The 25,501-nt window shown below is 52.2% G+C and carries 24 protein-coding genes; 22 read left to right on the forward strand and 2 right to left on the reverse strand.

Going from position 1 to position 25,501, the window contains the following annotated elements; genetic code table 11:
- The first annotated feature begins 380 nt into the window (after positions 1-380).
- Positions 381-1,778, forward strand: a complete 1,398-nt coding sequence (locus tag HMPREF9469_RS17165; protein ID WP_007864136.1) for an amidohydrolase — start codon at positions 381-383, stop codon at positions 1,776-1,778.
- Between the two features lie 91 nt (positions 1,779-1,869).
- Here HMPREF9469_RS17165 and HMPREF9469_RS17170 read toward each other — a convergent pair whose 3' ends face one another.
- On the reverse strand, positions 1,870-2,778 hold the full coding sequence (locus tag HMPREF9469_RS17170) for a DUF4397 domain-containing protein (protein ID WP_007864138.1): 909 nt from the start codon (positions 2,776-2,778) through the stop codon (positions 1,870-1,872).
- Between the two features lie 143 nt (positions 2,779-2,921).
- Between HMPREF9469_RS17170 and HMPREF9469_RS17175 the strand changes: the two genes are divergently transcribed.
- The 17 genes from HMPREF9469_RS17175 (at position 2,922) to HMPREF9469_RS17255 (ending at position 18,765) form a co-directional block, all read left to right on the forward strand.
- Entirely contained in the window at positions 2,922-3,191 is a 270-nt protein-coding gene (locus tag HMPREF9469_RS17175) for a YabP/YqfC family sporulation protein (RefSeq protein WP_007864139.1), read from the forward strand.
- A 43-nt stretch (positions 3,192-3,234) separates the two neighbouring features.
- Positions 3,235-4,473, forward strand: a complete 1,239-nt coding sequence (locus HMPREF9469_RS17180) for a sporulation protein YqfD (RefSeq protein ID WP_007864142.1) — start codon at positions 3,235-3,237, stop codon at positions 4,471-4,473.
- Positions 4,474-4,479: 6 nt separating this feature from the next.
- Positions 4,480-5,541, forward strand: a complete 1,062-nt coding sequence (locus HMPREF9469_RS17185) for a PhoH family protein (protein WP_007864144.1) — start codon at positions 4,480-4,482, stop codon at positions 5,539-5,541.
- Positions 5,542-5,658: 117 nt separating this feature from the next.
- Positions 5,659-6,156, forward strand: coding sequence for an rRNA maturation RNase YbeY (gene ybeY / locus HMPREF9469_RS17190; RefSeq protein ID WP_007864146.1), 498 nt, complete (start codon positions 5,659-5,661; stop codon positions 6,154-6,156).
- On the forward strand, positions 6,153-7,310 hold the full coding sequence (locus tag HMPREF9469_RS17195) for a DUF3048 domain-containing protein (RefSeq protein WP_007864147.1): 1,158 nt from the start codon (positions 6,153-6,155) through the stop codon (positions 7,308-7,310). Before ybeY ends, HMPREF9469_RS17195 begins: the two co-directional genes overlap by 4 nt.
- Before the next feature lie 9 nt (positions 7,311-7,319).
- Entirely contained in the window at positions 7,320-9,020 is a 1,701-nt protein-coding gene (locus HMPREF9469_RS17200) for a putative polysaccharide biosynthesis protein (protein ID WP_007864149.1), read from the forward strand.
- A 107-nt stretch (positions 9,021-9,127) separates the two neighbouring features.
- Positions 9,128-9,526 (forward strand): hypothetical protein, encoded by a 399-nt coding sequence (locus tag HMPREF9469_RS17205; RefSeq protein WP_007864151.1) that lies wholly within the window; start codon positions 9,128-9,130, stop codon positions 9,524-9,526.
- Positions 9,527-9,570: 44 nt separating this feature from the next.
- A complete protein-coding gene (locus tag HMPREF9469_RS17210) occupies positions 9,571-10,815 on the forward strand; it encodes a BaiN/RdsA family NAD(P)/FAD-dependent oxidoreductase (protein WP_007864161.1) in 1,245 nt (414 codons plus the stop codon).
- A complete protein-coding gene (locus HMPREF9469_RS17215) occupies positions 10,812-12,428 on the forward strand; it encodes an NAD(P)/FAD-dependent oxidoreductase (RefSeq protein WP_007864163.1) in 1,617 nt (538 codons plus the stop codon). Before HMPREF9469_RS17210 ends, HMPREF9469_RS17215 begins: the two co-directional genes overlap by 4 nt.
- 69 nt (positions 12,429-12,497) lie before the next feature.
- Positions 12,498-13,361 carry a glutamate 5-kinase gene (proB, locus tag HMPREF9469_RS17220; RefSeq protein WP_007864165.1) on the forward strand — a complete coding sequence of 288 codons (864 nt, stop codon included), beginning with the start codon at positions 12,498-12,500 and terminating at the stop codon, positions 13,359-13,361.
- 13 nt (positions 13,362-13,374) lie between these two features.
- Positions 13,375-13,596, forward strand: coding sequence for a DUF896 domain-containing protein (locus HMPREF9469_RS17225; RefSeq protein ID WP_007864167.1), 222 nt, complete (start codon positions 13,375-13,377; stop codon positions 13,594-13,596).
- A 43-nt stretch (positions 13,597-13,639) separates the two neighbouring features.
- A complete protein-coding gene (locus HMPREF9469_RS17230; RefSeq protein ID WP_007864169.1) occupies positions 13,640-14,881 on the forward strand; it encodes a glutamate-5-semialdehyde dehydrogenase in 1,242 nt (413 codons plus the stop codon).
- Between the two features lie 32 nt (positions 14,882-14,913).
- On the forward strand, positions 14,914-15,516 hold the full coding sequence (gene lepB, locus HMPREF9469_RS17235; protein WP_007864172.1) for a signal peptidase I: 603 nt from the start codon (positions 14,914-14,916) through the stop codon (positions 15,514-15,516).
- A gap of 8 nt (positions 15,517-15,524) precedes the next feature.
- On the forward strand, positions 15,525-16,304 hold the full coding sequence (yaaA, locus tag HMPREF9469_RS17240) for a peroxide stress protein YaaA (RefSeq protein ID WP_007864175.1): 780 nt from the start codon (positions 15,525-15,527) through the stop codon (positions 16,302-16,304).
- Positions 16,305-16,326: 22 nt separating this feature from the next.
- Entirely contained in the window at positions 16,327-16,989 is a 663-nt protein-coding gene (locus tag HMPREF9469_RS17245) for a Crp/Fnr family transcriptional regulator (protein WP_007864178.1), read from the forward strand.
- 176 nt (positions 16,990-17,165) lie between these two features.
- Positions 17,166-17,435 (forward strand): hypothetical protein, encoded by a 270-nt coding sequence (locus HMPREF9469_RS17250; protein WP_007864179.1) that lies wholly within the window; start codon positions 17,166-17,168, stop codon positions 17,433-17,435.
- Between the two features lie 46 nt (positions 17,436-17,481).
- The gene (locus HMPREF9469_RS17255; RefSeq protein WP_007864182.1) at positions 17,482-18,765 is read left to right on the forward strand and encodes a DNA polymerase Y family protein; all 1,284 of its coding nucleotides are present in this window, start codon (positions 17,482-17,484) and stop codon (positions 18,763-18,765) included.
- 5 nt (positions 18,766-18,770) lie between these two features.
- Here the strand turns inward: HMPREF9469_RS17255 and HMPREF9469_RS17260 are convergent, their stop codons facing one another.
- Positions 18,771-19,631, reverse strand: a complete 861-nt coding sequence (locus HMPREF9469_RS17260) for a PocR ligand-binding domain-containing protein (protein WP_007864183.1) — start codon at positions 19,629-19,631, stop codon at positions 18,771-18,773.
- A gap of 379 nt (positions 19,632-20,010) precedes the next feature.
- Here HMPREF9469_RS17260 and HMPREF9469_RS17265 point away from each other — a divergent pair, with 379 nt between their 5' ends.
- The 4 genes from HMPREF9469_RS17265 (at position 20,011) to HMPREF9469_RS17280 (ending at position 25,498) form a co-directional block, all read left to right on the forward strand.
- On the forward strand, positions 20,011-21,354 hold the full coding sequence (locus HMPREF9469_RS17265) for an extracellular solute-binding protein (RefSeq protein ID WP_007864185.1): 1,344 nt from the start codon (positions 20,011-20,013) through the stop codon (positions 21,352-21,354).
- Between the two features lie 99 nt (positions 21,355-21,453).
- A complete protein-coding gene (locus HMPREF9469_RS17270) occupies positions 21,454-22,386 on the forward strand; it encodes a carbohydrate ABC transporter permease (protein WP_007864187.1) in 933 nt (310 codons plus the stop codon).
- Position 22,387: 1 nt separating this feature from the next.
- Positions 22,388-23,221 (forward strand): carbohydrate ABC transporter permease, encoded by an 834-nt coding sequence (locus tag HMPREF9469_RS17275; protein WP_007864189.1) that lies wholly within the window; start codon positions 22,388-22,390, stop codon positions 23,219-23,221.
- 33 nt (positions 23,222-23,254) lie between these two features.
- Positions 23,255-25,498, forward strand: coding sequence for a glycoside hydrolase family 2 protein (locus HMPREF9469_RS17280; protein ID WP_007864190.1), 2,244 nt, complete (start codon positions 23,255-23,257; stop codon positions 25,496-25,498).
- Positions 25,499-25,501 lie beyond the last annotated feature (3 nt).

Here is a 25,501-nt window from a genome sequence, read left to right on the forward strand (position 1 = left end):
ACTGGCGACAACTTCACCGCCGGGACGTAGGATAGCCACGGTGCTCTTTCGTTTGGTAAACATCAATACCTACTGCGTTCATGCTCATAAAAATGTCACTCCTTTATCTTAGGTAGCAATTGGTCAATACCAGTTTTACTCATTGCCCATTCAATCTACTGTGGTGTGACACGAACGCATTCCAAAGGACGGCTCAACCTGCATAAAACGAATGCTGCGAATGAAGAGCTGGTTAGCAGACTTATTTACGGGCGCAAAGCCCAAGGAGGAATCCGCTATACCGATTGCTCTTACATTCTAACAGCTTAAGCAACAAGATGGATAATTCCTTACTGGATGTAAGGGATATTAACCATAAATATATTGTAGTAGGAGGAATTATGGCAGAAAATAAGATACTGATCAAAAATGCGGCTGCGATCGTATGCTGTAATGGCAGGGATGATGTTTACCGGAACGCAGACATGCTTATTGAAGGGGAAAAGATCCTGGAGATCGGATACGGCATCCGGTGCGATGACGCAAAAATCCTGGACGGGAAGGATAAGTTTGTGTATCCGGGCCTGGTCAACACCCATCACCATTTTTTCCAGACCTTTGTCAGGAATCTGGCAACCATTGATTACCCCAATATGCTGGTGGTGGAGTGGCTGGACAAGATATACCGGATTTTTCAGAGGATTGACTCGGATGTGATCTATTATTCATCCCTGACCGCAATGGCAGACCTTGTAAAACATGGATGCACCACGGCCTTTGACCATCAGTACTGCTTTACGGTACACACAAAGAAGGAAGCAGTGGACCGCCAGATGGAGGCGGCCTCCCGGATCGGCATTCGCTATCACGCGGGCAGGGGGACCAATACGCTTCCAAGAAGCCAGGGGAGTACCATACCTGATGATATGAGGGAAACCACCGGGGAATTTATACAGGACACAAGGCGCCTGATCCACACATACCATGATCCGGAGCCATTTTCCATGAAACAGATCGTCATCGCACCATGCCAGCCCGTGAACTGCTACGAGGACACATTTATCCAATCGGTCAAACTGTCAAAGGAGACCGGGGCAAGGCTTCACACCCACCTGGGGGAAGGGGAAAATGACATCATGGAAAAGCGCTGGGGAATGCGCACACTTGACTGGTGCAGGCGGATCGGCTTTCTGGGTGAGAACACCTGGTTTGCCCACTGCTGGGAGCTGACGGATGAGGAGTACAAGGTGCTGGGTGCCAATGGCTGCGGCATTTCACACTGTCCATCCCCCGCCATCCTGGGAGGTTTCCCCATCCTTGAAATGAAAAAACTGATGGATTACGGCGTCCTTCTAAGCCTGGGCTGTGATGGTTCGGCCACCAATGACAGCAGCAACCTCCTGGACTCCATCCGCACAGCCTACATGATGCAGTGTTACCACAGCAAAGAGCGGGGCGGCGGTGTTTCCGCCTATGAGATCCTTAAGCAGGCCACGGTTAACGGCGCCAGAACCCTTGGCAGGGAGGACATCGGTTCCCTGGAAGAGGGCAAAGCCGCGGATCTGTTTATGATTGACGCTGGGACGCTGGAACTGGCAGGGGCTGTCCACGACCCGCGCAACATCATAGGCAGGGTGGGTCTGACCGGCAATGTTTACATGACCATGGTAAACGGCAGGGTGGTCTATGAAAATGGAAGGCTTGTGAACGTGGATGAAAGAGGGCTGGCGAAAGAGGGGGAAAGGATCTGTGACAAAGTGCTGAGAGAACCTTGTGAGGCATTCCACAACCTGTTTTGAAATAACTTGTTCTAATGATAACCTGTTCTGAAAAAGACAGAGAAGGACCGGTAATGTGACTGGGTCAGTCGCATCCGGTCCTTTTTCCGCTTTAGTTGGAGACCACCATGGTCCTCAGGCCTTCGGTTGCATTGGGCGCATTGAAGATATACAGTGTATAGGACATATTGGCGCTCATGTTGGCAGTGGCGGTGGCTACATAGGTAGAAGGGAACGCACCGGTTCTGGCAATGTAGAGCTGATACCATCCCGGGTAAAAACTGGTATAGGGCGTGACCTCCCGGTACCGCACGTTGGTGAAGGCAGTGTAGGAATTGTTCTGGTTCCCGATGGACACATCAAAGGGCCCCAGGTTCTGTGACAGGTTGCAGGTACGCAGGCAGCTGTTTCCCGAAGGAGCATTGCAGGAAATGTCGGAGATTTCCATGATGTCCAGTCCGCTGGCCGTGTTGATGATGGCAATGGTCATGGAGGAGGATGCGCTCACCTGAATGGATTTCTGGATGTACACATACCCGTTGGCGCCGGAAACAGTTACGGTCTGTGTTCCGGATGCAGACTGCACATAGCTGGTGATATCGCCGTTAGCCAGTCCGCTGGCCACCATCCAGTTGCCCAGATACACATAAAATGGCTGATATCCGGTGGAGGCATTGAGGAAGCGCACACGGCCAAAGCTGGTGGCCGTACAGTTAAAGCATGGGAAGGTTATGCCTGGGATCACGGTTACGGACCCGCCTGTGCCTCCTGGGAATACAGGGCGGAAAATAGGCGGGAAGGGCCGGTTGCCGCTGTCCACAGGACCGCCTTCACCCGGGTTTGGAAGGGGGATCACAGGGATGCCGCCGTTATCAGTACCATTGCCGCTGTCCACAGGGCCGCCTTCGCCTGGATTGGGAAGAGGAGTAATGGGGATGTCTGCCTCGCTTGTTTCAGCAGCGTTTAAAACAGCATCCGGATACTCATTCACTCTGTCTGTATGATAGGGTTGGTTATTCATAAAGACCTCGCTGATTCATTGATTCAGTATAGTCTATTCAGGTGATGGTACAAATGTGAGTGTTTTTTGAAAAAAGGGAACTGCATTTTTCACCAGTTTATGCATATAATAAAAAGAACCAGTGTATCAGGAGCGTGGGATGTATGTCATGGGAACCAAAGAAAACAGCTGTGTCTGCACTGGGGCTTCCCCGGGATGTGGTCCTGGGAGACGTGCTTGTGAACTTTGTGGGCCGCGGCGAGGTGAACGTGGAAAATTACAGGAGCATCCTTATTTATACAGATACTCTGGTAAAACTGCAGGCAAAAAACTGTAAGGTCCTGATTCACGGAAGCCGTTTGAGGATTGATTATTATACGGCAGAGGAGATGAAGATAACCGGTCAGATCACATCGCTGGAATTTGAAACATAAATGGGCGGAATGCCCAAGTGTTTATAACAAGGAGGGGGCCCGCTTGATTGTTTGGCTGTTACATAACTGGAACGGATATGTAAGACTCCGTCTTCACGGTTATTCACCGGAACGTTTCCTCAACCTGTGCAATGCCAGGAGGCTGGAAGTGTGGGGGCTTATATGCAACCGGGACGGGGACTATGAATTTTATATGACAGTGAAAGGGTACCGCCGCGTAAAGCCTCTGGTGCGCAAAGCGCAGGTCAGGCTGCGTATCATCGGCCGCTTCGGTGTTCCTTTTTTTATTTATAAATACAGGAAACGCTGGTATTATGCCGCCGGTATCGGTGCCTTTTTCCTGGTACTGTATGTCATGTCCCTGTTCATATGGGATATTCAGTTTGACGGGAATTACCGGTACACCTATGACACCCTGATCCGGTACCTGGATTCCCAGGATATCGACTACGGGATGCTAAAGTCTAAGATCAACTGTGAAAACCTTGAAAGCTCCATCCGCACCAGTTTTCCTGAGATCACCTGGGTAAGCGCCAGGGTATCCGGTACAAGGCTGCTGATCCATATTAAGGAAAATGAAGTACTGTCCATTGTGCCGGAAAAGGACGAGACGCCCTGTGACATTGTGGCGTCCCAGGCAGGGACCATTACATCCATGGTAGTCCGCCAGGGGATCGCACAAGTCTCCGTGGGGGATGAGGTGGAGGAGGGACAGGTACTGGTCAGCGGACGTGTACCGATCATTGGCGACAGTGAGGAGGAGATCAATGCATACATGGTCCACGCGGACGCGGATGTGGTGGCCAGGACCACCAGGGAGTATGAAAAGACCATTCCGCTGCTTCACAAGGAACGGGTGCAGACAGGCCGCAAACGCCGGGGATGGTATGTAAAGGCGGGGAAATGGTCATTTACCTTCCTGATGCCTGTAAGGGGACAGGGGGAGTGGGATTACGCCATGGAGGAGCAGCAGCTGAAGTTGTTTTCTAATTTTTACCTGCCCCTTTACATAGGAGATATCAAGGGGCGCGAGATGTCCGCCTATGAGAGAAATTATACCCGGGAAGAGCTGGAGCATATATCCAAAGCCATAAATTACCAGTTTGTCAAAAATTTAGAGGAAAAAGGGGTACAAATTCTTGAAAATAATGATAGAATAGAAACAAGTGTTTCTCAGTGCAGGATAAAAGGTGAACTGGTGACCCAGGAATCCATTGTCAAAACACAGCCTGCCGCAGAACGCATGGAAGAACCTAATAGTGAACCGGAGGAGACAAGATAAGCCTAGATGAGTGTAATTGAGACGATGATTGACATCCCCGCTGAGCATGAGAAGAATGTATGCGGGCAGTTTGACACCTACTTAAAGAAAATAGAACGTACCCTGCATGTGACCATGATCGCCAGGGACGGAGAGATTAAGATCATAGGGCCTGAACAGACCATAGGGCAGGCCAAAAGCGTATTTAACAATTTGATCGAGCTGTCCAGAAGGGGCAACACCATTACGGAGCAGAACGTGGATTATGCCCTGTCCCTTTCTTTTACGGAGAAAGACGGGCAGATCCTGGAGATCGATAAGGATATCATCTGCAGGACTATTACGGGTAAGCCGGTAAAGCCAAAGACCCTGGGACAGAAGAATTATGTGGATTCCATCCGTAAGAAGATGATCGTGTTCGGCATCGGACCGGCCGGTACGGGCAAGACCTATCTGGCCATGGCCATGGCGATCCAGGCATTTAAGAACGGGGAGGTGGGACGGATTATCCTTACGCGCCCCGCCATTGAGGCCGGGGAGAAGCTGGGCTTTCTTCCGGGCGACCTGCAGAGCAAGATCGATCCATATCTGCGGCCTTTGTACGATGCCCTGTATCAGATCATGGGGGCGGAGGCGTATCTGCACAACTCGGAGAAGGGGCTGATCGAGGTGGCCCCCCTGGCATATATGAGAGGAAGGACACTGGATAATGCCTATATTATCCTGGATGAGGCCCAGAACACCACACCGGCCCAGATGAAGATGTTCCTTACAAGGATCGGTTTTGGCTCCAAGGTCATTGTCACCGGAGACCGGACCCAGAAGGACCTTCCCTCCGGCGCGGTCTCCGGCCTGGATACGGCCTTAAAGGTGTTAAAGAAAATTGATGATATCGGATTCTGCTATCTCACCAGTTCTGATGTGGTGCGTCATCCCCTGGTCCAGAAGATCGTACAGGCATACGATGCCTATGAGCAGAAGAACGAGCAGAGGAATGAACAGAGGAACGAGCCAAGGAATGAGCAAAAGGGTTCGGGGAGTGAAAAGCGCGGACGCCGGCCCGGCGCGGGAATGTACCGGGAACGGTAAAAGAATGTACCGGAAACGGTAGGAGAATGCACCGGGAACGGTAAAAGAATATACCGGGAACGGTAAAAAGGAAAGCCCCTGGCCGGATGGACCGGGGAAGTCAAGGAGAAGCTACTGATGACAATATCCATTGAATATGAAGCTGAGAAAAAGCTGGATCTTCCCTATGAGGAGATCATTAACGACATTGTGCTGGCATCGCTGGACTATGAGGAATGCCCTTATGAGGCTGAGGTGAACGTGATCCTCACGGACAATGACGCCATCCAGGAGATCAACCGTGAACACCGCTGTATAGACGCGCCCACGGACGTGCTTTCATTTCCCATGGTGGACTATAAAGTTCCATCGGATTTTGACCATGTGGAGGATGCGGTGGAGGATTATTTTAATCCTGAGACAGGGGAACTGATACTGGGGGATATTGTTATTTCCGTGGACAAGGTAGAGGAACAGGCGGACAAGTATGGCCATTCCCAGACCCGTGAGCTTGCGTTCCTGGTGGCCCACAGCATGCTGCATCTTTGCGGTTATGACCACATGGAGGACGGGGAACGGGAGCAGATGGAGGAAAGACAGAAGAAAATACTGGAAACCAGGGGGTACACAAGATGAGAAAAAGGCTCAGATGGATAGCGGCGGTTGTGGCGGCGGCCGGTCTTATGGCCGGGTGCGCAAAGGAGGCAAGTGTGGATGTTACAGCTGAGTCCGTACCGGAACCTCCTGCCGTGACCACGGAAGCTGAGCCAGAGATCTTCATCCATTCGGAAACCGAACCCGTGGCGGATGACAGTCCCTATGACTACTATCTGCCTGAGGAACGGGTGGAAAAAGACGGCATGATACGCAGTTATCTGACGGGAGAGATGGTGCCTGCCTCCCAGGGCGTCCGGCGTCCGGCCGCTGTAATGATGAGCAACGACAAGGAGGCCAGACCCCAGTACGGCATCAACCGCGCCGGCGTGGTCTATGAGGCGCCGGTGGAAGGCACCATGAACCGCTATATGTCTCTGATCGAGGATTATGACGATCTGGAGCGCATTGGTTCCGTGCGCAGCTGCCGCACCTATTACACCTATTTTGCCAGGGAGTTTGATGCGGTCTATGTCCACTACGGGCAGAGCACCTTTGCGAAGCCATATCTGAGCAATGTGGATAATATTAATGGCCTGGAGGCCATCGGAGGCACGGCATTTTACAGGAGCAGGGACAAGAAACAGCCCCATAACGCCTACACAAGCGGGGAACGTATCCAGGCTTCCATCCGGAAGCTGGGCTATACCCAGGATTACGATCCGTCCTACCAGGGGCATTACCGGTTTGCCAGGGATGGGAAAGGTGTGTCCCTGGAGGAACGTCCCGGGGTCATGGATGCGGTGACGATAAAGCCGGGATATGTGATGAACCAGGCGTATTTTGTATATGAACCCTCTGACGGGCTATATCACCGGTACCAGTACGGGGGCGTGCATCAGGGGGATGAAGGGCCGATTACGGCTAAGAATGTGATCTTCCAGTATTGCCAGTCCGGCTATTATGCCACCACCGAGTATCTGAATATCAATGTACATACCTCTGACTGCGGGTATTTTATGACAGAGGGCAAGGCCATCCCCATCAGCTGGGAAAAGGATGGGGAGTTTGGGGTCACTCATTACTATGACCAGGAGCACAATGAGATCGTGTTAAACCAGGGGCAGACATGGGTCTGCATCATCTCCACCAAGGATTTTGCCAAGTCGGAAATAATTGGAAATGAGGGCGCATAACAAAGAGATATGAATGTACGCACAGCTAAGAAGAGAACCGGAAAACAGAAGGCTGCCAATTTTGTAATACAGGGCAGCATCCTTGCAATGGCAGGCATCCTGGTACGCATCATAGGCATGCTGTACCGGATGCCCCTCAATGATATTATAGGAAAACAGGGAAATGGATATTATACATCGGCATTTAACGTGTATAATATCCTGTTAATATTATCCTCCTACAGTATGCCCGTGGCAGTGTCAAAGATGATAGCGGCCCGCATTGCCAGGGGAGAATACAGAAACTGCAGCCGCATTTTAAAAGCGGCTCTTATTTATGCCACCGTGGTGGGCGGTGTGGCGGCCGCCGTGCTCTGGTTTGGAGCAGACCTGTTCGCGGACCTGATCCGCACCCCCTTTAGCAGGTATGCTCTTAAGACCCTGGCCCCCACCATATGGGTCATGGCTTACCTGGGCGTGCTCAGGGGATATTTCCAGGGAACAGGTACCATGGTGCCCACGGCTGTCTCCCAGATACTGGAACAGATCATCAATGCCATTGTCAGCGTGGTGGCTGCCGGGATTTTGTTTAATGTAGGCGTATCCATGAATGCGGCCCAGGGGGCAAAGGATTATGCCTATGCCCTGGGCGCGGCGGGAGGAACCATTGGCACGGGGGCGGGCGCCCTCACGGCCCTGGTTTATTTTATGATCCTCACATGTTCCAGGGGACAAAAGATGCGGCGCCTGGCCAGGAAGGATGTGTCGGGCAGGACGGAGAGCTACGGACACCTGGTCCATATCCTGACCATCACGGTCCTTCCCATTGTGGTCAGCAGCGGGATCTACAACTGCTCCAATGTGGTGGACAACTATCTGTTCGGCCAGGGGATGTATAAGCTTGGATATCTGGAAGATTCCATTGCCACCTACTGGGGTGTGCTGGGGCAGTACCAGCTGCTTTTTAACATTCCCGTGGCAGTGTCAAATGCATTGTCCTCATCCCTGATCCCGTCTTTGACCAGGGCTGTGGCCAACCGGAACAGAAAGGAAAAACTGGAGCGCATTGCAACCGCGATCCGTTTCTCCCTTCTCATCGCCATTCCGGCTGCGGTGGGTATCACGGTGCTGGCAAAACCTGTCTGCAACCTGTTGTTTATCAGCGAGGACAATACTATGCTGATCCGACTTTCCATGGTCGGCTCCCTGGCTGTGGTATTCTACTCCCTGTCCACGGTGACCAATGCCATCCTTCAGGGCCTGGGCCGCCTGGATGTGCCCATCCGCCATGCAGTGGCCGCTCTTGTGGTCCATGTGGCCGTGCTGGAAGTGTTTCTTCTGGTACTGAAAATGGGGATTTACAGCGTGGTATTTGCAAATATCATCTTTGCATTTGTAATGTGTCTGCTAAACGGACATGCCATTGCAAAGTATGTGAGATACAGACAGGAATATAAGAAAACCATCCTGCTGCCCACCCTGTGTTCCCTTATCATGGGTGCGGCCGCATATGGGGTGTACAGGCTGGTGTACGGCATGCTTCCGCCTTCCATGATGAAGGGAAGGCTTGGGATGGCAGCTGTGGTACTCCCTTCCGTGGCAGTGGCCATTGTGGTATACGCCCTGCTGCTGGTGCGCCTGAAGGCCGTGGATGAGGAGGAACTGATGGCCATGCCGGGAGGCAGGAGGCTTGTAAGGCTTTTGAGAAAGACGCATCTGCTGGCCGGATGACGGCGCTTCCCTGACATCAGAGGGAAAATTTGTGAAAACATGATTAAAATAGCATAGAAAGCAGATACTAACCTTAACGCGCCGGAATACGTTAGGAGGTTAGTCCGATGAAAAAAATACTATACTGCTTTCTTTTGTTTGCCGCAACATCCATCGTATGCCTTGTGGTTGGGTATGGGATCACCAGATACAATATGAGGCAGGAGCAGGCGGTCCCCAATACAGTGATTGAGACAGAGACGGTCAATGACATGGATGACAAGGCTGCCATGAACCAGGAGGAGATAAAACCCATACTGGAGAGTACGTCCCCGGCAGAGGAATACTATCTGGTATCCGAGTCCGGTTTCCTGCTGGTGTTTTGCAGTGACAGAAGCACCATCTGCCTTTACACCCATATTCCGGTCACGGATTTTCCGGAAATGGAACGGGCCAAGCTGATGGAAGGAATATGGTTCCCCTCCATGATGGATGTGTACCATTATCTGGAGTCGTATACAAGTTAGGGCGTACTTGAATATATTTTTTGAGGGTAAGGAGTCTGACATAGATGAGAAAACAACAGGTAGTGATCATAGGCGGCGGGGCCGCCGGGCTGGCGGCCGCGGTGTCGGCTGCCAGGTGCGGCGCCCAGGTGACGATCGTGGAGCATATGGACCGGGTGGGAAAGAAGATCCTGTCCACAGGCAATGGACGGTGTAACATGACCAACCTGTACATGGAGCCGGAATGCTACAGAAGTAACGATAAGAGCTTTCCGATGAAGGTGATCCAGGGGTTCCCTGTAAAGGAGACCCTTGGATTTTTCAGGGATCTGGGTATTGAGCCAAAGGACAGGAACGGGTATATTTATCCCAACTCGGACCAGGCTTCGGCGGTATTGGACGTACTGCGCCAGGAGGTGGACCACCTTGGGGTCCGTGTGCTTCTTTCCTGTGAGGTAAAGGGAATAGAATCTGCAGGTCATACATATCGGGTTAACACCAGCCAGGGGGTGCTGGAGGCAGATGCCCTGATCCTGGCCACGGGTTCCAAGGCCGCGCCTGCAACCGGTTCGGACGGAAGCGGCTATGAACTGGCAAAAAAGCTGGGACACAGCGTGATCAAACCCCTTCCTGCCCTGGTACAGCTCAGGTGCCAGGGAACCATGTACAGGCAGATGGCGGGCATCCGCACAGAGGCCAAGGTAAGCCTGTTCTCTGACGGAAAGCTGCTGGCAGAGGACAGGGGAGAACTGCAGCTCACGGACTACGGCCTGTCCGGCATTCCCATTTTCCAGATCAGCCGGTTTGCTTCCAGGGCCCTGGACCAGGGAAGGAAGGTTATTGTGAAGGTGGATTTTATGCCTTCCTGGAAAGACGGGGATGCCTTTGGCCTTTTGAAAAAGCGGGCGGCCCGCATGGAATACAAGACCGCAGAGGAGATGTTTACAGGGCTTCTGAATAAAAAGCTGGCCCTGGTGCTGATACGTCTGGCGGGCATAGATCCCTGCCGGAAAGCGGGCGGACTGTCCCCGGGGCAGCTGAAACATCTGGTGCAGCAGCTGAAGTCCTATGAGGCCATTATCATGTCCGTGAATCCCTTTGCCAATGCCCAGATCTGCTGCGGCGGAGTGGATGTCAAAGAGGTCAATGCCCTGACCATGGAGTCAAGGATCAGGAAAAATCTTTACCTGGCAGGGGAACTGCTGGATGTGGATGGCATATGCGGCGGCTATAACCTGCAGTTTGCCTGGTCCAGCGGGGTGATTGCGGGAAGGAACGCATCCAACACAGATGGGAGGAACAGGACATGATCCGCATAAACCAGTTAAAGCTGCCTTTGGGGCATGACAGGAAGGATATGATCGAAAAAATATCCAGAATCCTGGGAGTGAAAGCAGAGGAGATCGATACATTTAATATCATAAAGCAGTCAATTGATGCCAGAAAAAAACCGGACATCCTCTACAGCTATGTGGTGGATGTAAGGGTAAGGCAGATATCCGGAAAAAAGGAGGAAAAGCTGGTCCAAAGGCTGAGAAGCAGGGATGTGTCGGTTCAGGAAACCATATGCTATCATCTTCCCGGGCACGGAACCGCAGAACTGGAGCATCCTCCCGTTATCATAGGAACCGGGCCAGCAGGCCTGTTCTGCGGCCTGATGCTGGCAAGACAAGGATATTGCCCCGTCCTGCTGGAGCGGGGGGAGGATGTGGATACCAGGACAAAGCGGGTGGCCGGATTCTGGGAGGGCGGTGAACTGCACCCGGACTCCAATGTGCAGTTTGGGGAGGGAGGGGCAGGAACCTTCTCTGACGGGAAGCTGAATACCCTGGTAAAGGATTCCTTTGGACGCAACCGGGCCGTACTGCAGATCCTGGTGGAATTTGGCGCGGATCCCTCCATATTGTATGTGAATAAGCCCCATATCGGTACGGATGTGCTGAGCCGGATCGTAAAGGCCATGCGCCGTGAGATCCAACAGCTGGGGGGCCAGGTGCGCTTTCTCAGCAGAGCCACAGACTTTGTGGTGGAGGAAGGGCGTCTGAAGGCTGTGGTGGTCAACGGGGCGGAGAGGATCCATACCCGGGTCCTGGTGACGGCCATTGGCCACAGCGCCAGGGATACCTTTGAGGTGCTGTGGGACAGGGGAATCCCCATGGAGGCCAAGGCATTTGCCGTGGGCCTGCGCGTACAGCATCCGCAGACCCTGATCAATATGAGCCAGTATGCTGCAAAGGAGTGCCGGGAACTGGGACCGGCAAGCTACAAGGTGACCAGGCAGACTTCAGGCGGCAGGGGGGTATACTCCTTTTGCATGTGCCCGGGCGGTTATGTGGTTAATGCCTCCTCTGAACAGGGCCGTCTTGCGGTCAATGGAATGAGTTACCATGACAGGGCGGGGGAAAATGCCAACAGCGCCCTGATCGTAACCGTAACCCCTGAGGATTTTCCTCATACCAGGTGTCCGGCCCTTGGGGGAATCGAATTCCAGCGCAGCCTGGAGGAAGCCGCCTTCCGGCTTGGAAAGGGCAGTATCCCCGTACAGCTTTACGGTGACTTTAAGGAGGACAGGATATCCGCAGCCTTTGGACAGGTCATGCCGGCCTTTAAGGGAGAGTATGCTTTTGCCAATCTGAGGGAAATGCTGCCCTCATATATCTCCCGGTCCCTGTTGGAGGCAATGGAGGCTTTCGGCCATATGATCAAGGGCTTTGACCGGCCGGACGCCATATTGGCAGGCATTGAAAGCCGTACCTCCTCCCCGGTGCGTATGCCAAGGGATGAGAACCTGGAGAGCGCTGTAAAAGGGATCTTTCCCTGCGGTGAGGGGGCCGGGTATGCGGGAGGTATCACCTCGGCTGCCATGGACGGTATCCGCACGGCAGAGGAAATCATCCGCAGATACCGTCCCTTTGAAACATAGAAATTGACGTGACCTGTAAATTGGTGTAAGATAAACAAGAATCACTTGAGAAATTTAAAGGAGTATACCATGGAAATCCAGGAACGTCAGAGCCTTAAGGATAAGCAGAGGGTTGTGATCAAAATCGGTTCTTCCTCCCTGACCCACCCGCAGACAGGGGAATTGAACCTTATGAAGATAGAAAAGCTGATCAGGGTGATCAGCGACCTGCGGGGAGAGGGAAGGGACGTGGTCCTTGTATCCTCAGGGGCCATTGCGGCCGGCAGGCAGGCCCTGGGCCATCACAGGAGGCCGGATTCGCTGGCTGAAAAGCAGGCATTTGCAGCAGTGGGGCAGGCCAGACTTATGATGGTTTACCAGAAGCTGTTTGCGGAGTACAACCAGACAGCCGCCCAGGTGCTTCTCACAAAGGATACCATGGTCAACGATTCGTCCAGGTACAATGCCCAGAATACCTTTGATGAACTTCTGAACCTGGGAGCCATTCCCATTGTCAATGAAAATGATACGGTGTCCACCTCGGAAATCCCCTATGTGGACAGTTTTGGAGATAACGACCGTCTGTCCGCCATTGTGGCCGCTCTGATCGGGGCGGATCTTCTGATCCTTTTGTCCGATATTGACGGCCTGTACTCAGACGACCCCAGAAGCAACCCGGATGCCAGATTCATAAGCCTGGTGCCGGAGATCACCCCGGAATTTCTGGGCATGGGCAAAGCTACATCCGGAAGCGATGTGGGAACAGGAGGCATGTCCGCCAAACTGGCGGCGGCCAGGATCGCCACGGACAGCGGGGCGGATATGGTCATTGCCAATGGGGACCGGGTGGAAGTGATCCTGGAGATCATGGCAGGCCAGGCCAAGGGAACCCTGTTCCTGGCACACCCCAATCTGGACTTTGACCTGATGCATTACCTGAATAACGAATATTAGGGAGGTGACCCACATGGATGTGTCAAGAATCGACCGTATCAATGAACTGTACCATAAATCCCAGGCAACCGGCCTGACTGAGGAAGAGAAGGAAGAACAGGCAAGGCTGCGCAGGGAATACATTGCCGCTATCCGCGGCAGCTTAAGGAGCAATCTGAACAATATATCCATACAGGAGGAAGACGGCTCCGTCACGGACCTGGGAAAGAAGCACGGAGGCATTAAGGAAGTCTGAAGGCAGAAGTCCGGCTCAGCCATAGGAGGGAGAGGAGATTATAATGACGTTAACTGACATGGGCAAGCGCGCCAAAGATGTATCAAGAATACTCAATACCCTGGGCTCCAGGGAAAAGAACATGGGCCTGGAGGAAGCGGCCAGGGCCCTTTTGGATAACGAGGAGGAGATCCTCACAGCCAACAAGGAGGATTGCGACAAGGCGGAAGCCGGTGGGATGAACCAGGGGCTTTTAGACCGTCTGAGGCTGACCCCTGCAAGGGTCCAGGCCATGGCTGACGGCCTTTTGCAGGTGGCATCCCTGGATGACCCGGTGGGAGAGGTGCTTTCCATGAAGCTGCGCCCCAACGGACTGCAGATCGGGCAGAAGCGGGTCCCCCTTGGCGTGATCGGAATGATCTACGAGGCCCGTCCCAACGTGACAGCGGATGCCTTTGGCCTTTGCTTTAAATCGGGCAATGCGGTCATATTAAAAGGCGGCAGTGATGCCCTTTCATCCAACCGGGCCATTGTGGAGGCCTTGCGGACCGGGCTTTCACGGGTGGGGCTTCCCGAGGATTCCCTGCAGCTGATCGAGGATACCAGCCGTGAGACAACAAAGGAACTGATGCGCCTGAACCGCTATATTGATGTGCTCATACCAAGGGGCGGCGCGGGGCTTATACGCGCCGTGGTGGAGAACAGCACCATCCCGGTGATAGAGACCGGAACAGGAAACTGCCATGTGTATGTGGATGAGACTGCTGATCTCCAGATGGCCCTGGATATCATATTTAATGCCAAGACCCAGAGGATCGGTGTGTGCAATGCCTGTGAATCCCTTCTGGTCCACAGAAAGATTGCAGAGAGATTCCTGCCCATGCTGAAGAAACGCCTGGATGAAAAAAAGGTGGAGATCCGCGGGGATGAGGATGCCTGCGCCATGGTCCCCGGCTTTGTTCCCGCCACGGAGGAGGATTGGGGAAGGGAATACCTGGATTATATCCTGTCCCTTAAAATCGTGGATTCCGTGGATGAGGCCATCAGCCATATCAATACGTATAACACAGGCCATTCGGAGTCCATTGTGACCTCTGATTATTTTAATGCCCAGAAATTTTTAAATGAGGTGGATGCCGCGGCGGTGTATGTCAATGCGTCCACACGTTTTACGGACGGCAATGAGTTTGGCTTTGGCGCCGAGATCGGCATCAGTACGCAGAAGCTTCACGCCAGAGGCCCTATGGGGTTAAAGGAACTGACCACCACCAAGTATATTATTTACGGAGACGGTCAGATCCGCTGATTCAGGTAAAACCATAGAAAAGAGGAAATTGTATGCCCATAGACGAGATAGAGGAGACGGAAGAAAACAAGAGGGAAAAAAGGGGGAGGAGCCGCAGACAGCCGGAGGAAGAACCCTTTAGCTGGAAAAAGGAGATCATCAGCTGGATCCAGATCATTGTGGCAGCCGTGGTGATCGCCCTGTTCCTCAACAATGTCATCATTGCCAACAGCCGGGTTCCCACCGGTTCCATGGAGAATACCATCATGTCCCACAGCCGCGTGATCGGTTCCAGACTGGCGTATATTAACAGTGAGCCGGAACGGGGGGACGTGGTGATCTTTAAGTTCCCGGACAACAGGGAGGTCTACTATGTAAAACGCGTCATCGGGCTGCCGGGAGAGACGGTAAATGTTGTGGACGGCAAGGTGTACATCAACGATTCCCAGACCCCCCTGGATGAACCGTACCTGCCAGAGCCGATGGAGGGATCCTATGGTCCTTACACGGTGCCGGAGGGCTGTTATTTTATGATGGGGGACAACAGGAACAATTCCCTGGATGCCAGGTTCTGGAAAAACCAGTTTGTACCAAAGAAAGACATAATGGCAAAGGTATTGTTCTGCTATTATCCAAAAATCGGAAAAGTGGAGTAGACGACAGGATGAATATCATCATATCACCTGCCAAGAAGATGAATGTCAGGGAGGATGAGCTGGACTCAGCAGGTCTTCCCTGTTTTCTTTCAAAGGCAGAAATATTAAAAGAATACGTAAGAAATCTGAGCCGTGAGGAGGCCAGGAACATGTGGGCGTGCAATGAAAGGATTGCTGCCCTTAACTACGAGCGGTTCAGGAACATGGACCTTACCAGCCGCCTTACTCCGGCCCTATTGTCCTATGAGGGGATCCAGTACCAGTATATGGCTCCCGGGGTATTTGAGCAAAAGAGCTGGGATTATGTGCAGTCCCATCTGCGGATCCTTTCCGGCTTTTACGGCATCCTGCGCCCTCTGGACGGAATCGTGCCCTACCGCCTGGAGATGCAGGCAAAGGTAATGCTTTCGCCAAAGGAGGAGGGACAGAAAGGGATTACCAGTCTGTATGAATACTGGGGAGACCTGCTGTACAGAGAACTGGTAAAAGAGGACAGGACCATTATAAACCTTGCATCCAAAGAGTACAGCAAGGCCATAGAACCCTATCTGACGCCGGATATTACATACATCACCTGCGTGTTTGGAAGCCTGGAGCATGATAAACAGGGAAATGCCAAAGTAAAGGTAAAGGCCACGGAAGCCAAGATGGCCCGCGGGGAGATGGTCCGGTTCATGGCGGAGAACGCAGTTGAGGAGCCGGATGGGGTCAAGGCATTTGACCGGCTGGGATACCGCTGCAGCGAAATGCTTTCAGGAGAACGGGAATACGTGTTCCTGAAGCAGTAAGGAATCCGGATGGGAGAAAAGGATGAACGTTCATATTTTATCGGCAACTCCTCTGTTTCAGGGGATTAAGGACAGGGAGATAGAGAGTGTGCTGAAATGTCTTTCGGCCGAGGAAAAAAGCTTTCAAAAAGACGCGTATATATACAGGGCAGGGGATATCACAGGCCGGCTGGGAGTTGTGATGGAGGGTTCTGTGAACATCATAAAAGATGATGTATGGGGGAACCGCAAGATCATTGAGAACATCAGCCAGGGGCAGATCTTTGCCGAGACCTATGCATGTCTTAAGGGAGAGGCGCTGATGGTGGATGTACAGGCTTCAGAGCCTGCCAAAGTGCTGTTCATGGATGTGAACAGGATCCTGACCACCTGTCCTTCTGCCTGTGATTTCCACACCCGCCTGATCCGCAGCCTGATGTATGTGCTGGCCCGCAAGAACCTGATGCTCACCAGGAAGATGGATATCATAACCCCCAAATCCTTAAGGGAGAGGGTCCTGGTGTACCTGTCCCAGGAGGCGGCAAAGCAGGGCAGCCACAGGGTCACTGTGCCCTTTAACAGACAGCAGATGGCAGATTATCTTTCCGTGGACAGAAGCGCCCTGTCCGGTGAACTGTCCAGGATGAAGCGGTGCGGACTGATCGATTATGAGAAAAACCAGTTTACGATCCACTGCCGGGAATGACCGGCGCGGATCCATTTTCCTATACGTTAAGATGTAAACATGCCGGAGGCCTGGACGTTCCCGTTCAGTGCAGCCGGTTTTTTGTCCGCTTTTTATCCAATTTGTAAATACCAGGAATTACCACTTGAAAAAGAACATATGTTCTTATATATTAAAAACAACAGGAGGTGAGAGCGGTGGCTGCTTTGAACATACCCATACAGCTGTTTGGGGCCTGCAGTACCCTGGGGGATATGACGCCGTTGTGGTTCCGGTATGAGAATGAAGAACATGGGATCATCACAGTTAAGATTGAGGAGGTGGTATCCTCCAGGGAGGAAAAGTACTGTGGTATGGACTATATCAGCTTTATCTGCTGGGCGGCGGCTGAAGGCCAGAGAAAGCTCATTGAGCTGAGATACCGGGTATCCACCCACAAGTGGTCATTTTTCCAGACCCTGACATAGGAACCGGGAGAGTCCGAGAGTACACGAGTTTTAAACGGAGGAAAGGATGAAAACAGAAGGAGAGATAGAAGAAATATGGTATCATGTGGATGTGAACAGTGCGTTCCTCAGCTGGACTGCGGCCCACGAGATCCATATCAAAGGAAGCGGCCTGGATCTTCGTACCATTCCCTCCGCGATCGGAGGGAATGAAAAAGAGAGGCATGGGATTGTGCTGGCAAAATCAGGACCTGCTAAAAAGTACGGGGTCAGTACAGGGGAATCCCTTTATGAGGCAAGGCGCAAGTGTCCGGAGCTGGTGATCCTGCCCCCTGATTATGAACTGTATGTGGAATGTTCCAAGGCCCTGATCAGGCTTCTGAGACAGTATTCCCCTTATGTGCACCAATACAGCATTGATGAGGCATTCTGCCTTATGAAGGGAACCATGTCCCTGTGGGGGAATCCAGTGGTTTTCGCGCACCAGCTCCGGGAGGAGATCCGAAACACCCTGGGTTTTACGGTCAATATCGGGGTGTCCGACCATAAGCTGCTGGCTAAGATGGCATCGGAATTTCAAAAACCCGACAGGGTGCACACCCTGTTCCGGGAGGAGATACAGAAAAAGATGTGGCCCCTGCCCATCGGCGACTTGTTCTGGGTGGGACGGGCCACCAGACAAAAGCTGATAAGCCTGGGGATCAGGACTATTGGGGAACTGGCTGTCTCCGACCCGGAGCTGATCATCCGGCATTTAAAAAAACACGGGGAATTTATTTGGAATTATGCCAATGGACGGGACACCTCACCTTTTCTCAAAGAACTTCCGGAAAACAAGGGGTACGGCAACTCCATGACCGTTCCCTCGGATGTGACGGATGCAGCCGCCGCCCGTCAGGTCATTCTTTCACTGACCGAGACCGTGTGCGCCAGGCTGAGGGCGGATGGGATGAAGGCGGCCTGTGTGGCCATATCCATCACTGACCGGGATTTTATCCACTGTTCCCGGCAGACCACCCTGATCTCAGCCACGGACACCACCCTTGAGATCTACCGTGCGGCCTGCCGGGTATTTGACAGCTTGTGGAACCGTTCACCCATCCGCCAGATGGGGGTGCACACCAGCCGGGTCACCCGCCACAGCGGATATCAGTACAATATGTTTGACATGGACAGCTATGAGAAATATTCCAGGCTGGACGCTGCCATTGACGAGATCAGGGAAAGATACGGGGAGGACTCCGTTATGCGGGCCGCGTTCTTAAACCAGGCTCTGCCACACATGGGGGGCGGGATCGACAAGGCAAAGAGGACCGGAATGACAAAGGCATTACGGTCCTGTGATATGTAAGGTCCCTACTCTTCGATATCCCCGTCTTTCCACCGCTGACGGTATTCCCTGGGCGTCATTCCCGTTTTTTTCTTAAAAACCTTGGTAAAATAATTGGCATCGGAAAATCCGGTTTCCTGTGCCACTTTTGAAATGGATTTTGAGGTGGTGCGGATCAGAAAGCAGGCCGCGGATACGCGGCGCTCCTGGATATAGTCCGTGATATTTTTACCTGTCACATTTTTGTAGGTGGTGCTTAAGTAAGCGGAGCTCATAAAAACATGCTGGGCAATGCCCTTTAGGGGAAGAGGAGAGCAGATGTTCTGGTTAATATAGTTTTCCACCTTTTTGATGACTTCGTGGTATTCCAGGGAAAAGACCTTTTCCTCCAGAAGACGGCTGCGGATCATTCCGGCGATCAGCTTTATCCCATCCACTGCTTCGGCTCCGATGAGAGGCTGGGAATAATATTTTTTATAAAGGGTATCCGGCTCTGTTTCACATAACAAAGCCAGCTTTCTGGCATATTCCTTTTCCAGCCCGGCCTTTTTGGTGCGAAACTGCCCAATGATCAGAAATCCCACATAGGTGTTGTCAATGTATACCGGACATGCGACCTCGATCAGACCGGCATGGCAGTGGTACGCATATGCATTCTTCTGCCGGGCGCATTGTTCATCGGCCTGCTGGTCGCAATGGGTACAGAACGCGTTGGTCACAGGGCTGCGCTCCATCATGTAGCAGAAGGGAAGGTTTCGTTTCGAGGCTCCAAACCACTGTTTGGATTCTGTTGCATAAAAAAGCACAGGTGTTTTTAATAGTTTGGATATTGGATTTAAAATAGAAACCATTTTTGCGGTATTGATATGGACCTTACATGCCTGCACGAAAATCCCCCTCCTGAGATGCCAATATTAATTCTAATTATTGTACCACATGAAAGTGCGAAAAAATAGTAAAATTTTTTGCTCATCATAAATGGAAGAATAAAGGGGAAAATATGAAATATAACGCGGAAAAGACACTTTTTCAGTATTATAAATGGTAATTTATTTTGGGAAATTTATGTGTCTACCCACTGCGAAAAAATAAATATATAAATTTATTTCCCACATGGGACAGGAACGGGCACCTTTGACAGAAATAAATTACTATTTTTAATGTATTTATCCTCAGCCTGAATTTACGATTTGCAGATGCCGTTATAAATTGCTACAATATTGAGTGTTTTTGTTTTTAGTTTACAACAAAGGAGGATGGGATATTATGTTAAAAAGATCAATGGCAGCCCTTTTGGCCGCAGCCATGGTGATGTCTTCACTGGCCGGATGCTCCGGTTCAGGAAACAGTGCGGATCCGGCAGGCAGCGCGGATTCTGGAAAGGAGACGGCATCCCAGGCAGTGCCGGAAGGAACAGAGAGTGGATCAGATGAAGTAGTACTGACCATGTGGTATTGGAAGAACAGCATAAGGGAAGATCTGATCGCGCAGGTATCGGAGCAGTTCCCGGGAGTTACCATCAAGGCGGAGCTGTTCTCTGCCGATGATATAGAGGAGAAGATCAACACCACCATTGCAAGCGGCGGGGAACTGCCGGACCTGCTTCCAATGGATGACTGGATCGCCAATCTTCTCCAGTATCCGGATATGTTTGTGAACCTTTATGACGCCCCCTGCAATGCAAAGGAAATTGAAGACCAGTATGTGGAGTGGAAATGGAAACGTGCAGAGACTGTTGACGGAAAGCTGATCGCCCTTCCCATGGATATCGGCCCCACCTGCATGTTCTATAACGCCGGCCTGTTTGAGGCGGCAGGGCTTCCCGCGGAGCCGGCTGATGTGGCGGCCGCCATGTCCACCTGGGAGGATGCATATGCGGCAGCCGAGAAGCTGCAGGCGGCAACTCCGGATGTGAAGATGTTTGATTTCATGGGCCATCTGTTTGTGGCTGCATTGGGACAGCAGTCTCAGCACATGATCGATGAACAGGGGAATTTTATAGCCGACCAGGATCATATCAGGGAGGCGTTCATGACAGCGGTGGAAGGAAAGCCGTATGTGTACGGCGGTGACACCGAGTGGTCCTCCGAGTGGGCGGCATCCCTGAACAACGGGGACGTGGCTGCATTTGTGGGAGCCGTGTGGATGAAACCGGAGCTCCAGGACGCGGCGCCGGATACGGCAGGCCAGTGGAGAGTGACCACCGCGCCGGGAGGAGCCGGAAATGTAGGCGGTTCCTCCATTGGGATTACAAAAGATTGTAAAAATGTGGAAACAGCATACAAGGTTCTGACCTGGATGACCAACACGGAGAATCAGGTGAAATCCCTGGAACAGCTGGGTCTGTTCCCGTCCCTGATCTCGGCCCTGGATGATCCGGCCCTGATGTATGAGGAGGAGTTTTTCGGGAATCAGGTGGTAAATGAGTACTTTATTAAGGCCGCCAAGGAGATCAGCGACTATTATTATCCTCCGAATTACAGTTCCTACCAGTCCGCCTTTGAGCAGCAGCTTTTACTGGTCCAGGACCAGGATAAGGATCCTGAAGAGGCGTTGGCAGATGCGGTAAAAGAGGCAAAGGAGATTTACGATCTGGAATACATGAAATAAACTGCTGGTATGGGCCGCTTTTAAAGTGGCCCATTATTGGGTTTTGCCCCAGGTTATAAGCTGACCTGCAAACGGGCAGGCCATGGAGGAAAACAATCAATGAAAAAAAGGAAGAAACCACAGGGAGGCCCGCCCGGGGACAGGGTACGGGGATTACTCCACGACATCTATAAAAACAGGATGATATACCTGCTGATCAGCCCTTTCTTTTTGATCTATGCAATATTCTGGATCTTTCCTATTTTCTATTCTTTTTTTCTTTCATTCCACAAATGGGGAGGAGTGGGAGAGAAAAAGTTTGTAGGACTTTTTTATTTCCAGCATCTTTTACAGGACAGCACCTTCCTGCTGTCCATTAAAAATACGCTGATCATATGGGTGCTGTCCACCATTCCCATGGTCATCCTGGCTGTTGTCCTGGCCTTCTTGCTGAACGGCGCGTTTTTAAAGGGAAAGAATTTTTTCCGTACCGTATACTACCTTCCCAACATCACCTCAACGGTGGCGATCGCCATTGTATTCGCCAACATATTCGGCAATAAATATGGAATCCTGAACTTTTTGATCAGCCGCCTGGGATTTGACCCGGTGCAGTGGATGTCCCTGACCTGGGGCGTGCACGTGGCCATTGCGGCCATTGTCATATGGAGGTGGACCGGCTATAACGCCATTATCCTGCTGGCCGGACTGCAGAAGATACCCAGCTCTCTGTATGAGGCTGCCAGCCTGGACGGGGCATCCACCTTCCAGATCTTCCGGTATATCACGGTGCCGCTGCTGAATCCGGTGATCCAGTTTGTGGTGATCACCTCCACCATTGGAGGATGGCAGCTGTTTGCGGAAGCCCAGATGTTAGTGGGCACGGCGGGAGGGATCGGCAAGAGCGGTATGACCGTGGTCCTTTACCTGTACAACCAGGCATTCGGCAACCGTCAGTTTGGCTACGGTTCAGCTATTTCCTGGGCTCTGGTTGTGATCATCGGCTTCTGTTCCCTGATCAACTGGATGATTACCAGACGGGAGGTGGATTAACATGAAAATGAATAAAGTGGTATCCGGCATTCTTTTATACGGATTCATCGGCCTGGGAGCCGTCATATCCCTGTTCCCCTTTTACTGGCTGGCGGTCATGGCCACCAACAGTTCCGCGGCATTCATGCGGTTTCCTCCGGTCATGGTCTTTGGCGGGCAGTTCATGACCAATATGACGAATCTTTTAAATTCCATCCAGTTTGGAAGGGCCATGTTCAACACATTTGTTGTGGCCGTATGCAAGACCGTGGGAGGCGTGTTCTTCTGTTCCCTGGCATCCTTTTATTTTGCAAAGTTTCAATTTCCCGGAAGGAGATTCTTATTTGCACTGTGTCTGGTGACCATGATGATCCCGCCCCAACTCAACCTGATCCCACAGCTGATCATCATGAACAAGCTGGGCTGGCTCTCCACCTTTAAGGCGCTGATCCTTCCCGGACTGATCCCGGCATTCGGCATCTTCTGGATGAACCAGTACTGTACCGGGTCCATACATGATGACCTGATCAACTCCGCCAGGATCGATGGGTGCGGCACCTTTGGCCTGTTCCTGCACGTGGGGCTGCCCATTATGATACCGGGCTGCGCGTTCTTATGTATCTATATATTCATGGACAGCTGGAACGATTACCTGTGGCCGCTGATCGTGACCAATGATTCCAGCAGGAATACTCTTCAGGTGGCCCTGGCACAGCTGCAGGGAGCTTACAACAGCACGGATTACGGTATGGTCATGTGCGGCGTGCTTCTGGCCACCCTGCCGCTGTTTATCATATTCCTGCTGTTCAGCCGGCAGTTTACGGCGGATATCACGGCGGGGGCAATTAAATCATAGCAGTTTATAAAATGTAAAGTGAGGGAAGATAGAATGCAGAAATACTGCAATTTAAACCTGGGATGGAGATTCAAAGAGGGTTTTAAGGAAGAATACATAACAGGCGGTAAGGATGAAGAAGGCCAGCTGGTCAATGTACCCCATACGGTGAAGGAGATTCCCTATGACTGTTTTGATCAGACCATGACCTGCATGATATCCACATATATCCGCAGCTTCAGCCTTCCGGGGCTGGAGGGAAAACGCGCCCTGGTTTCATTTGAGGGAGTCTCCGCCTGCTACGATCTATATATCAATGGACGCAGGGCGGGCAGCCATAAGGGGGCGTACTCCACGGCGCTGTTTGATATTACGGAGTATGTAAAACCGGGGGAGAACAGGATGGTCCTTCGGGTGGACTCCCATGAGAGAGAGGATATACCGCCCAATGGTTCCACCGTGGATTTCCTGATCTACGGCGGGATATACAGGGATGTTACCCTGTATATCCAGGAGGAAACATATCTGAAGCAGGTATTATTCCGCTACACCCTGGATCATGACCATGCGGTGATGGAACCGGAGCTTCTGATCAAAAGCCATGGCCATGAGCGGGAACTGTGGGCCGTGGCGTCCCTCCGTAAGGACGGAACCCTGGTGTGGGAAAAGCGGCAGCGGATATGGGCTGCGCCGGATAACGGAAGCATTTTACTGGAACCCGGTGATGTGGGGACGGTAAAGCTGTGGCAGCCGGATGACCCGCAGCTTTATGAGGCCAGTGTTACATTACAGGATGAGGATGGACGGCAGGTGGACGGATTCCGGGCGCGGATCGGATTTCGGACCATCCGTGTGGAGCCGGATGGATTTTACCTGAACGGAGAACGGATCAAGCTGATGGGGCTGAACCGCCACCAGTCTTATCCCTATGTGGGATATGCCATGGGAAGGCGGGCCCAGGAAAAGGATGCCTGGCTGCTGAAAAAATTCATGGGCCTTAACATGGTGCGCTGTTCCCACTATATGCAGTCCAGGTATTTCCTGGACCGGTGCGATGAATTGGGGCTTATGGTTTTTGAGGAAATTCCCGGCTGGGGCTATGTGGGTGACGAGGAATTTAAAAAGGTGGTATTCCAGGATCTGGAAAATATGGTGCTGGGACACTATAACCATCCCGGCATTGTGATATGGGGGACGCGTCTGAACGAGACAACGGATCATGACGAGCTGTACCGGGAGACCAACCGGCGCTGCAAGGCCATGGACCCTTCCAGGCCGACCACCGGGGTGCGCTGGGAAACAGGCAGCCATTTGATCGAGGATATATACAGTTATAATGATTACAGCGAGGACGACCAGGGAGAGCATATGCTGCTGAGCGCCCACCAGGCCACGGGCAGTACAAAACGGGTGCCTTATCTGGTGAGCGAGCATACGGGGGCGGTCCTTCCCACTAAGCCCTTTGACTCGGAAGAACGGCAGGAAGAGTTTGCAATCCGCCATGCAAGGGCCATGAGCAAGATCATGACTTCAGACCAATACCTGGGAGGTCTTGGGTGGTGTATGTTTGACTACAACACCCATAATGACCACAATTCCCTTAATAAGATCTGTTACCATGGGGTACTGGATATGTTCCGCGTGCCCAAGTGGGCGGCATGGCTGTATGCAAGCCAGAAATCCCCCAAGGAGGAGGCGGTCCTGGTTCCCTGTTCCATGGTGGGAAGGGGAGAGCGCTGTGAGCCGGTCCCCTTTTATGTGCTGACAAACTGCGACTATATTGAGGTAACCCTGTCCAATGATATAACAAGGACCTATTATCCCAGTGTTAAATTTCCGGGCCTTGCCCATCCTCCGGTGCTGGTGACTGAGAACGGCGAGTTCTGGCAGCACAGATGGACCGGGGCCAGGATCGTGGGCTATGTGGGAGATGAGGCAGTGGCGGAGAGACGGTACTCCGACAACCCAAGGCTGGCCAGGCTGATGGTCGAGGTGGATGACGCGGTCCTCTATAACGACCAGGTGGATGAGACCCGGGTGGTCTGCACTTTTGCGGATGAGTACGGAAACCGGCTGTATCATCATCCCCAGGTGGTCAGTGTGTCTGTGGAAGGTGACATTGAGCTGATCGGTCCGCCCCTGATCCCGTCCCTGGGAGGATGCGCGGCTTTCTGGGTCCGGACCCGTGCCGGCGGGACGCAGGGAACAGCCTGCATCCATATCCATACCCCCAGGCCGGAGATCGATGATCAGACCGTGACCATACGGCTGGAACGGGAAGATGAGAAAAGCTTTTAAAAA

Source organism: [Clostridium] citroniae WAL-17108 (assembly GCF_000233455.1).
GTDB classification, from domain to species: Bacteria; Bacillota; Clostridia; order Lachnospirales; family Lachnospiraceae; genus Enterocloster; species Enterocloster citroniae.

Bases quoted from the DNA above. Each gene is read 5' to 3' on its own strand.
- HMPREF9469_RS17165 (WP_007864136.1), top strand. From the start codon at position 381: ATGGCAGAAAATAAGATACTGATCAAAAATGCGGCTGCGATCGTATGC.
- HMPREF9469_RS17170 (WP_007864138.1), bottom strand. From the start codon at position 2,778: ATGAATAACCAACCCTATCATACAGACAGAGTGAATGAGTATCCGGAT.
- HMPREF9469_RS17175 (WP_007864139.1), top strand. From the start codon at position 2,922: ATGTCATGGGAACCAAAGAAAACAGCTGTGTCTGCACTGGGGCTTCCC.
- HMPREF9469_RS17185 (WP_007864144.1), top strand. From the start codon at position 4,480: ATGAGTGTAATTGAGACGATGATTGACATCCCCGCTGAGCATGAGAAG.
- ybeY (WP_007864146.1), top strand. From the start codon at position 5,659: ATGACAATATCCATTGAATATGAAGCTGAGAAAAAGCTGGATCTTCCC.
- HMPREF9469_RS17195 (WP_007864147.1), top strand. From the start codon at position 6,153: ATGAGAAAAAGGCTCAGATGGATAGCGGCGGTTGTGGCGGCGGCCGGT.
- HMPREF9469_RS17200 (WP_007864149.1), top strand. From the start codon at position 7,320: ATGAATGTACGCACAGCTAAGAAGAGAACCGGAAAACAGAAGGCTGCC.
- HMPREF9469_RS17205 (WP_007864151.1), top strand. From the start codon at position 9,128: ATGAAAAAAATACTATACTGCTTTCTTTTGTTTGCCGCAACATCCATC.
- HMPREF9469_RS17210 (WP_007864161.1), top strand. From the start codon at position 9,571: ATGAGAAAACAACAGGTAGTGATCATAGGCGGCGGGGCCGCCGGGCTG.
- HMPREF9469_RS17215 (WP_007864163.1), top strand. From the start codon at position 10,812: ATGATCCGCATAAACCAGTTAAAGCTGCCTTTGGGGCATGACAGGAAG.
- proB (WP_007864165.1), top strand. From the start codon at position 12,498: ATGGAAATCCAGGAACGTCAGAGCCTTAAGGATAAGCAGAGGGTTGTG.
- HMPREF9469_RS17225 (WP_007864167.1), top strand. From the start codon at position 13,375: ATGGATGTGTCAAGAATCGACCGTATCAATGAACTGTACCATAAATCC.
- HMPREF9469_RS17230 (WP_007864169.1), top strand. From the start codon at position 13,640: ATGACGTTAACTGACATGGGCAAGCGCGCCAAAGATGTATCAAGAATA.
- lepB (WP_007864172.1), top strand. From the start codon at position 14,914: ATGCCCATAGACGAGATAGAGGAGACGGAAGAAAACAAGAGGGAAAAA.
- yaaA (WP_007864175.1), top strand. From the start codon at position 15,525: ATGAATATCATCATATCACCTGCCAAGAAGATGAATGTCAGGGAGGAT.
- HMPREF9469_RS17245 (WP_007864178.1), top strand. From the start codon at position 16,327: ATGAACGTTCATATTTTATCGGCAACTCCTCTGTTTCAGGGGATTAAG.
- HMPREF9469_RS17255 (WP_007864182.1), top strand. From the start codon at position 17,482: ATGAAAACAGAAGGAGAGATAGAAGAAATATGGTATCATGTGGATGTG.
- HMPREF9469_RS17265 (WP_007864185.1), top strand. From the start codon at position 20,011: ATGTTAAAAAGATCAATGGCAGCCCTTTTGGCCGCAGCCATGGTGATG.
- HMPREF9469_RS17270 (WP_007864187.1), top strand. From the start codon at position 21,454: ATGAAAAAAAGGAAGAAACCACAGGGAGGCCCGCCCGGGGACAGGGTA.
- HMPREF9469_RS17275 (WP_007864189.1), top strand. From the start codon at position 22,388: ATGAAAATGAATAAAGTGGTATCCGGCATTCTTTTATACGGATTCATC.
- HMPREF9469_RS17280 (WP_007864190.1), top strand. From the start codon at position 23,255: ATGCAGAAATACTGCAATTTAAACCTGGGATGGAGATTCAAAGAGGGT.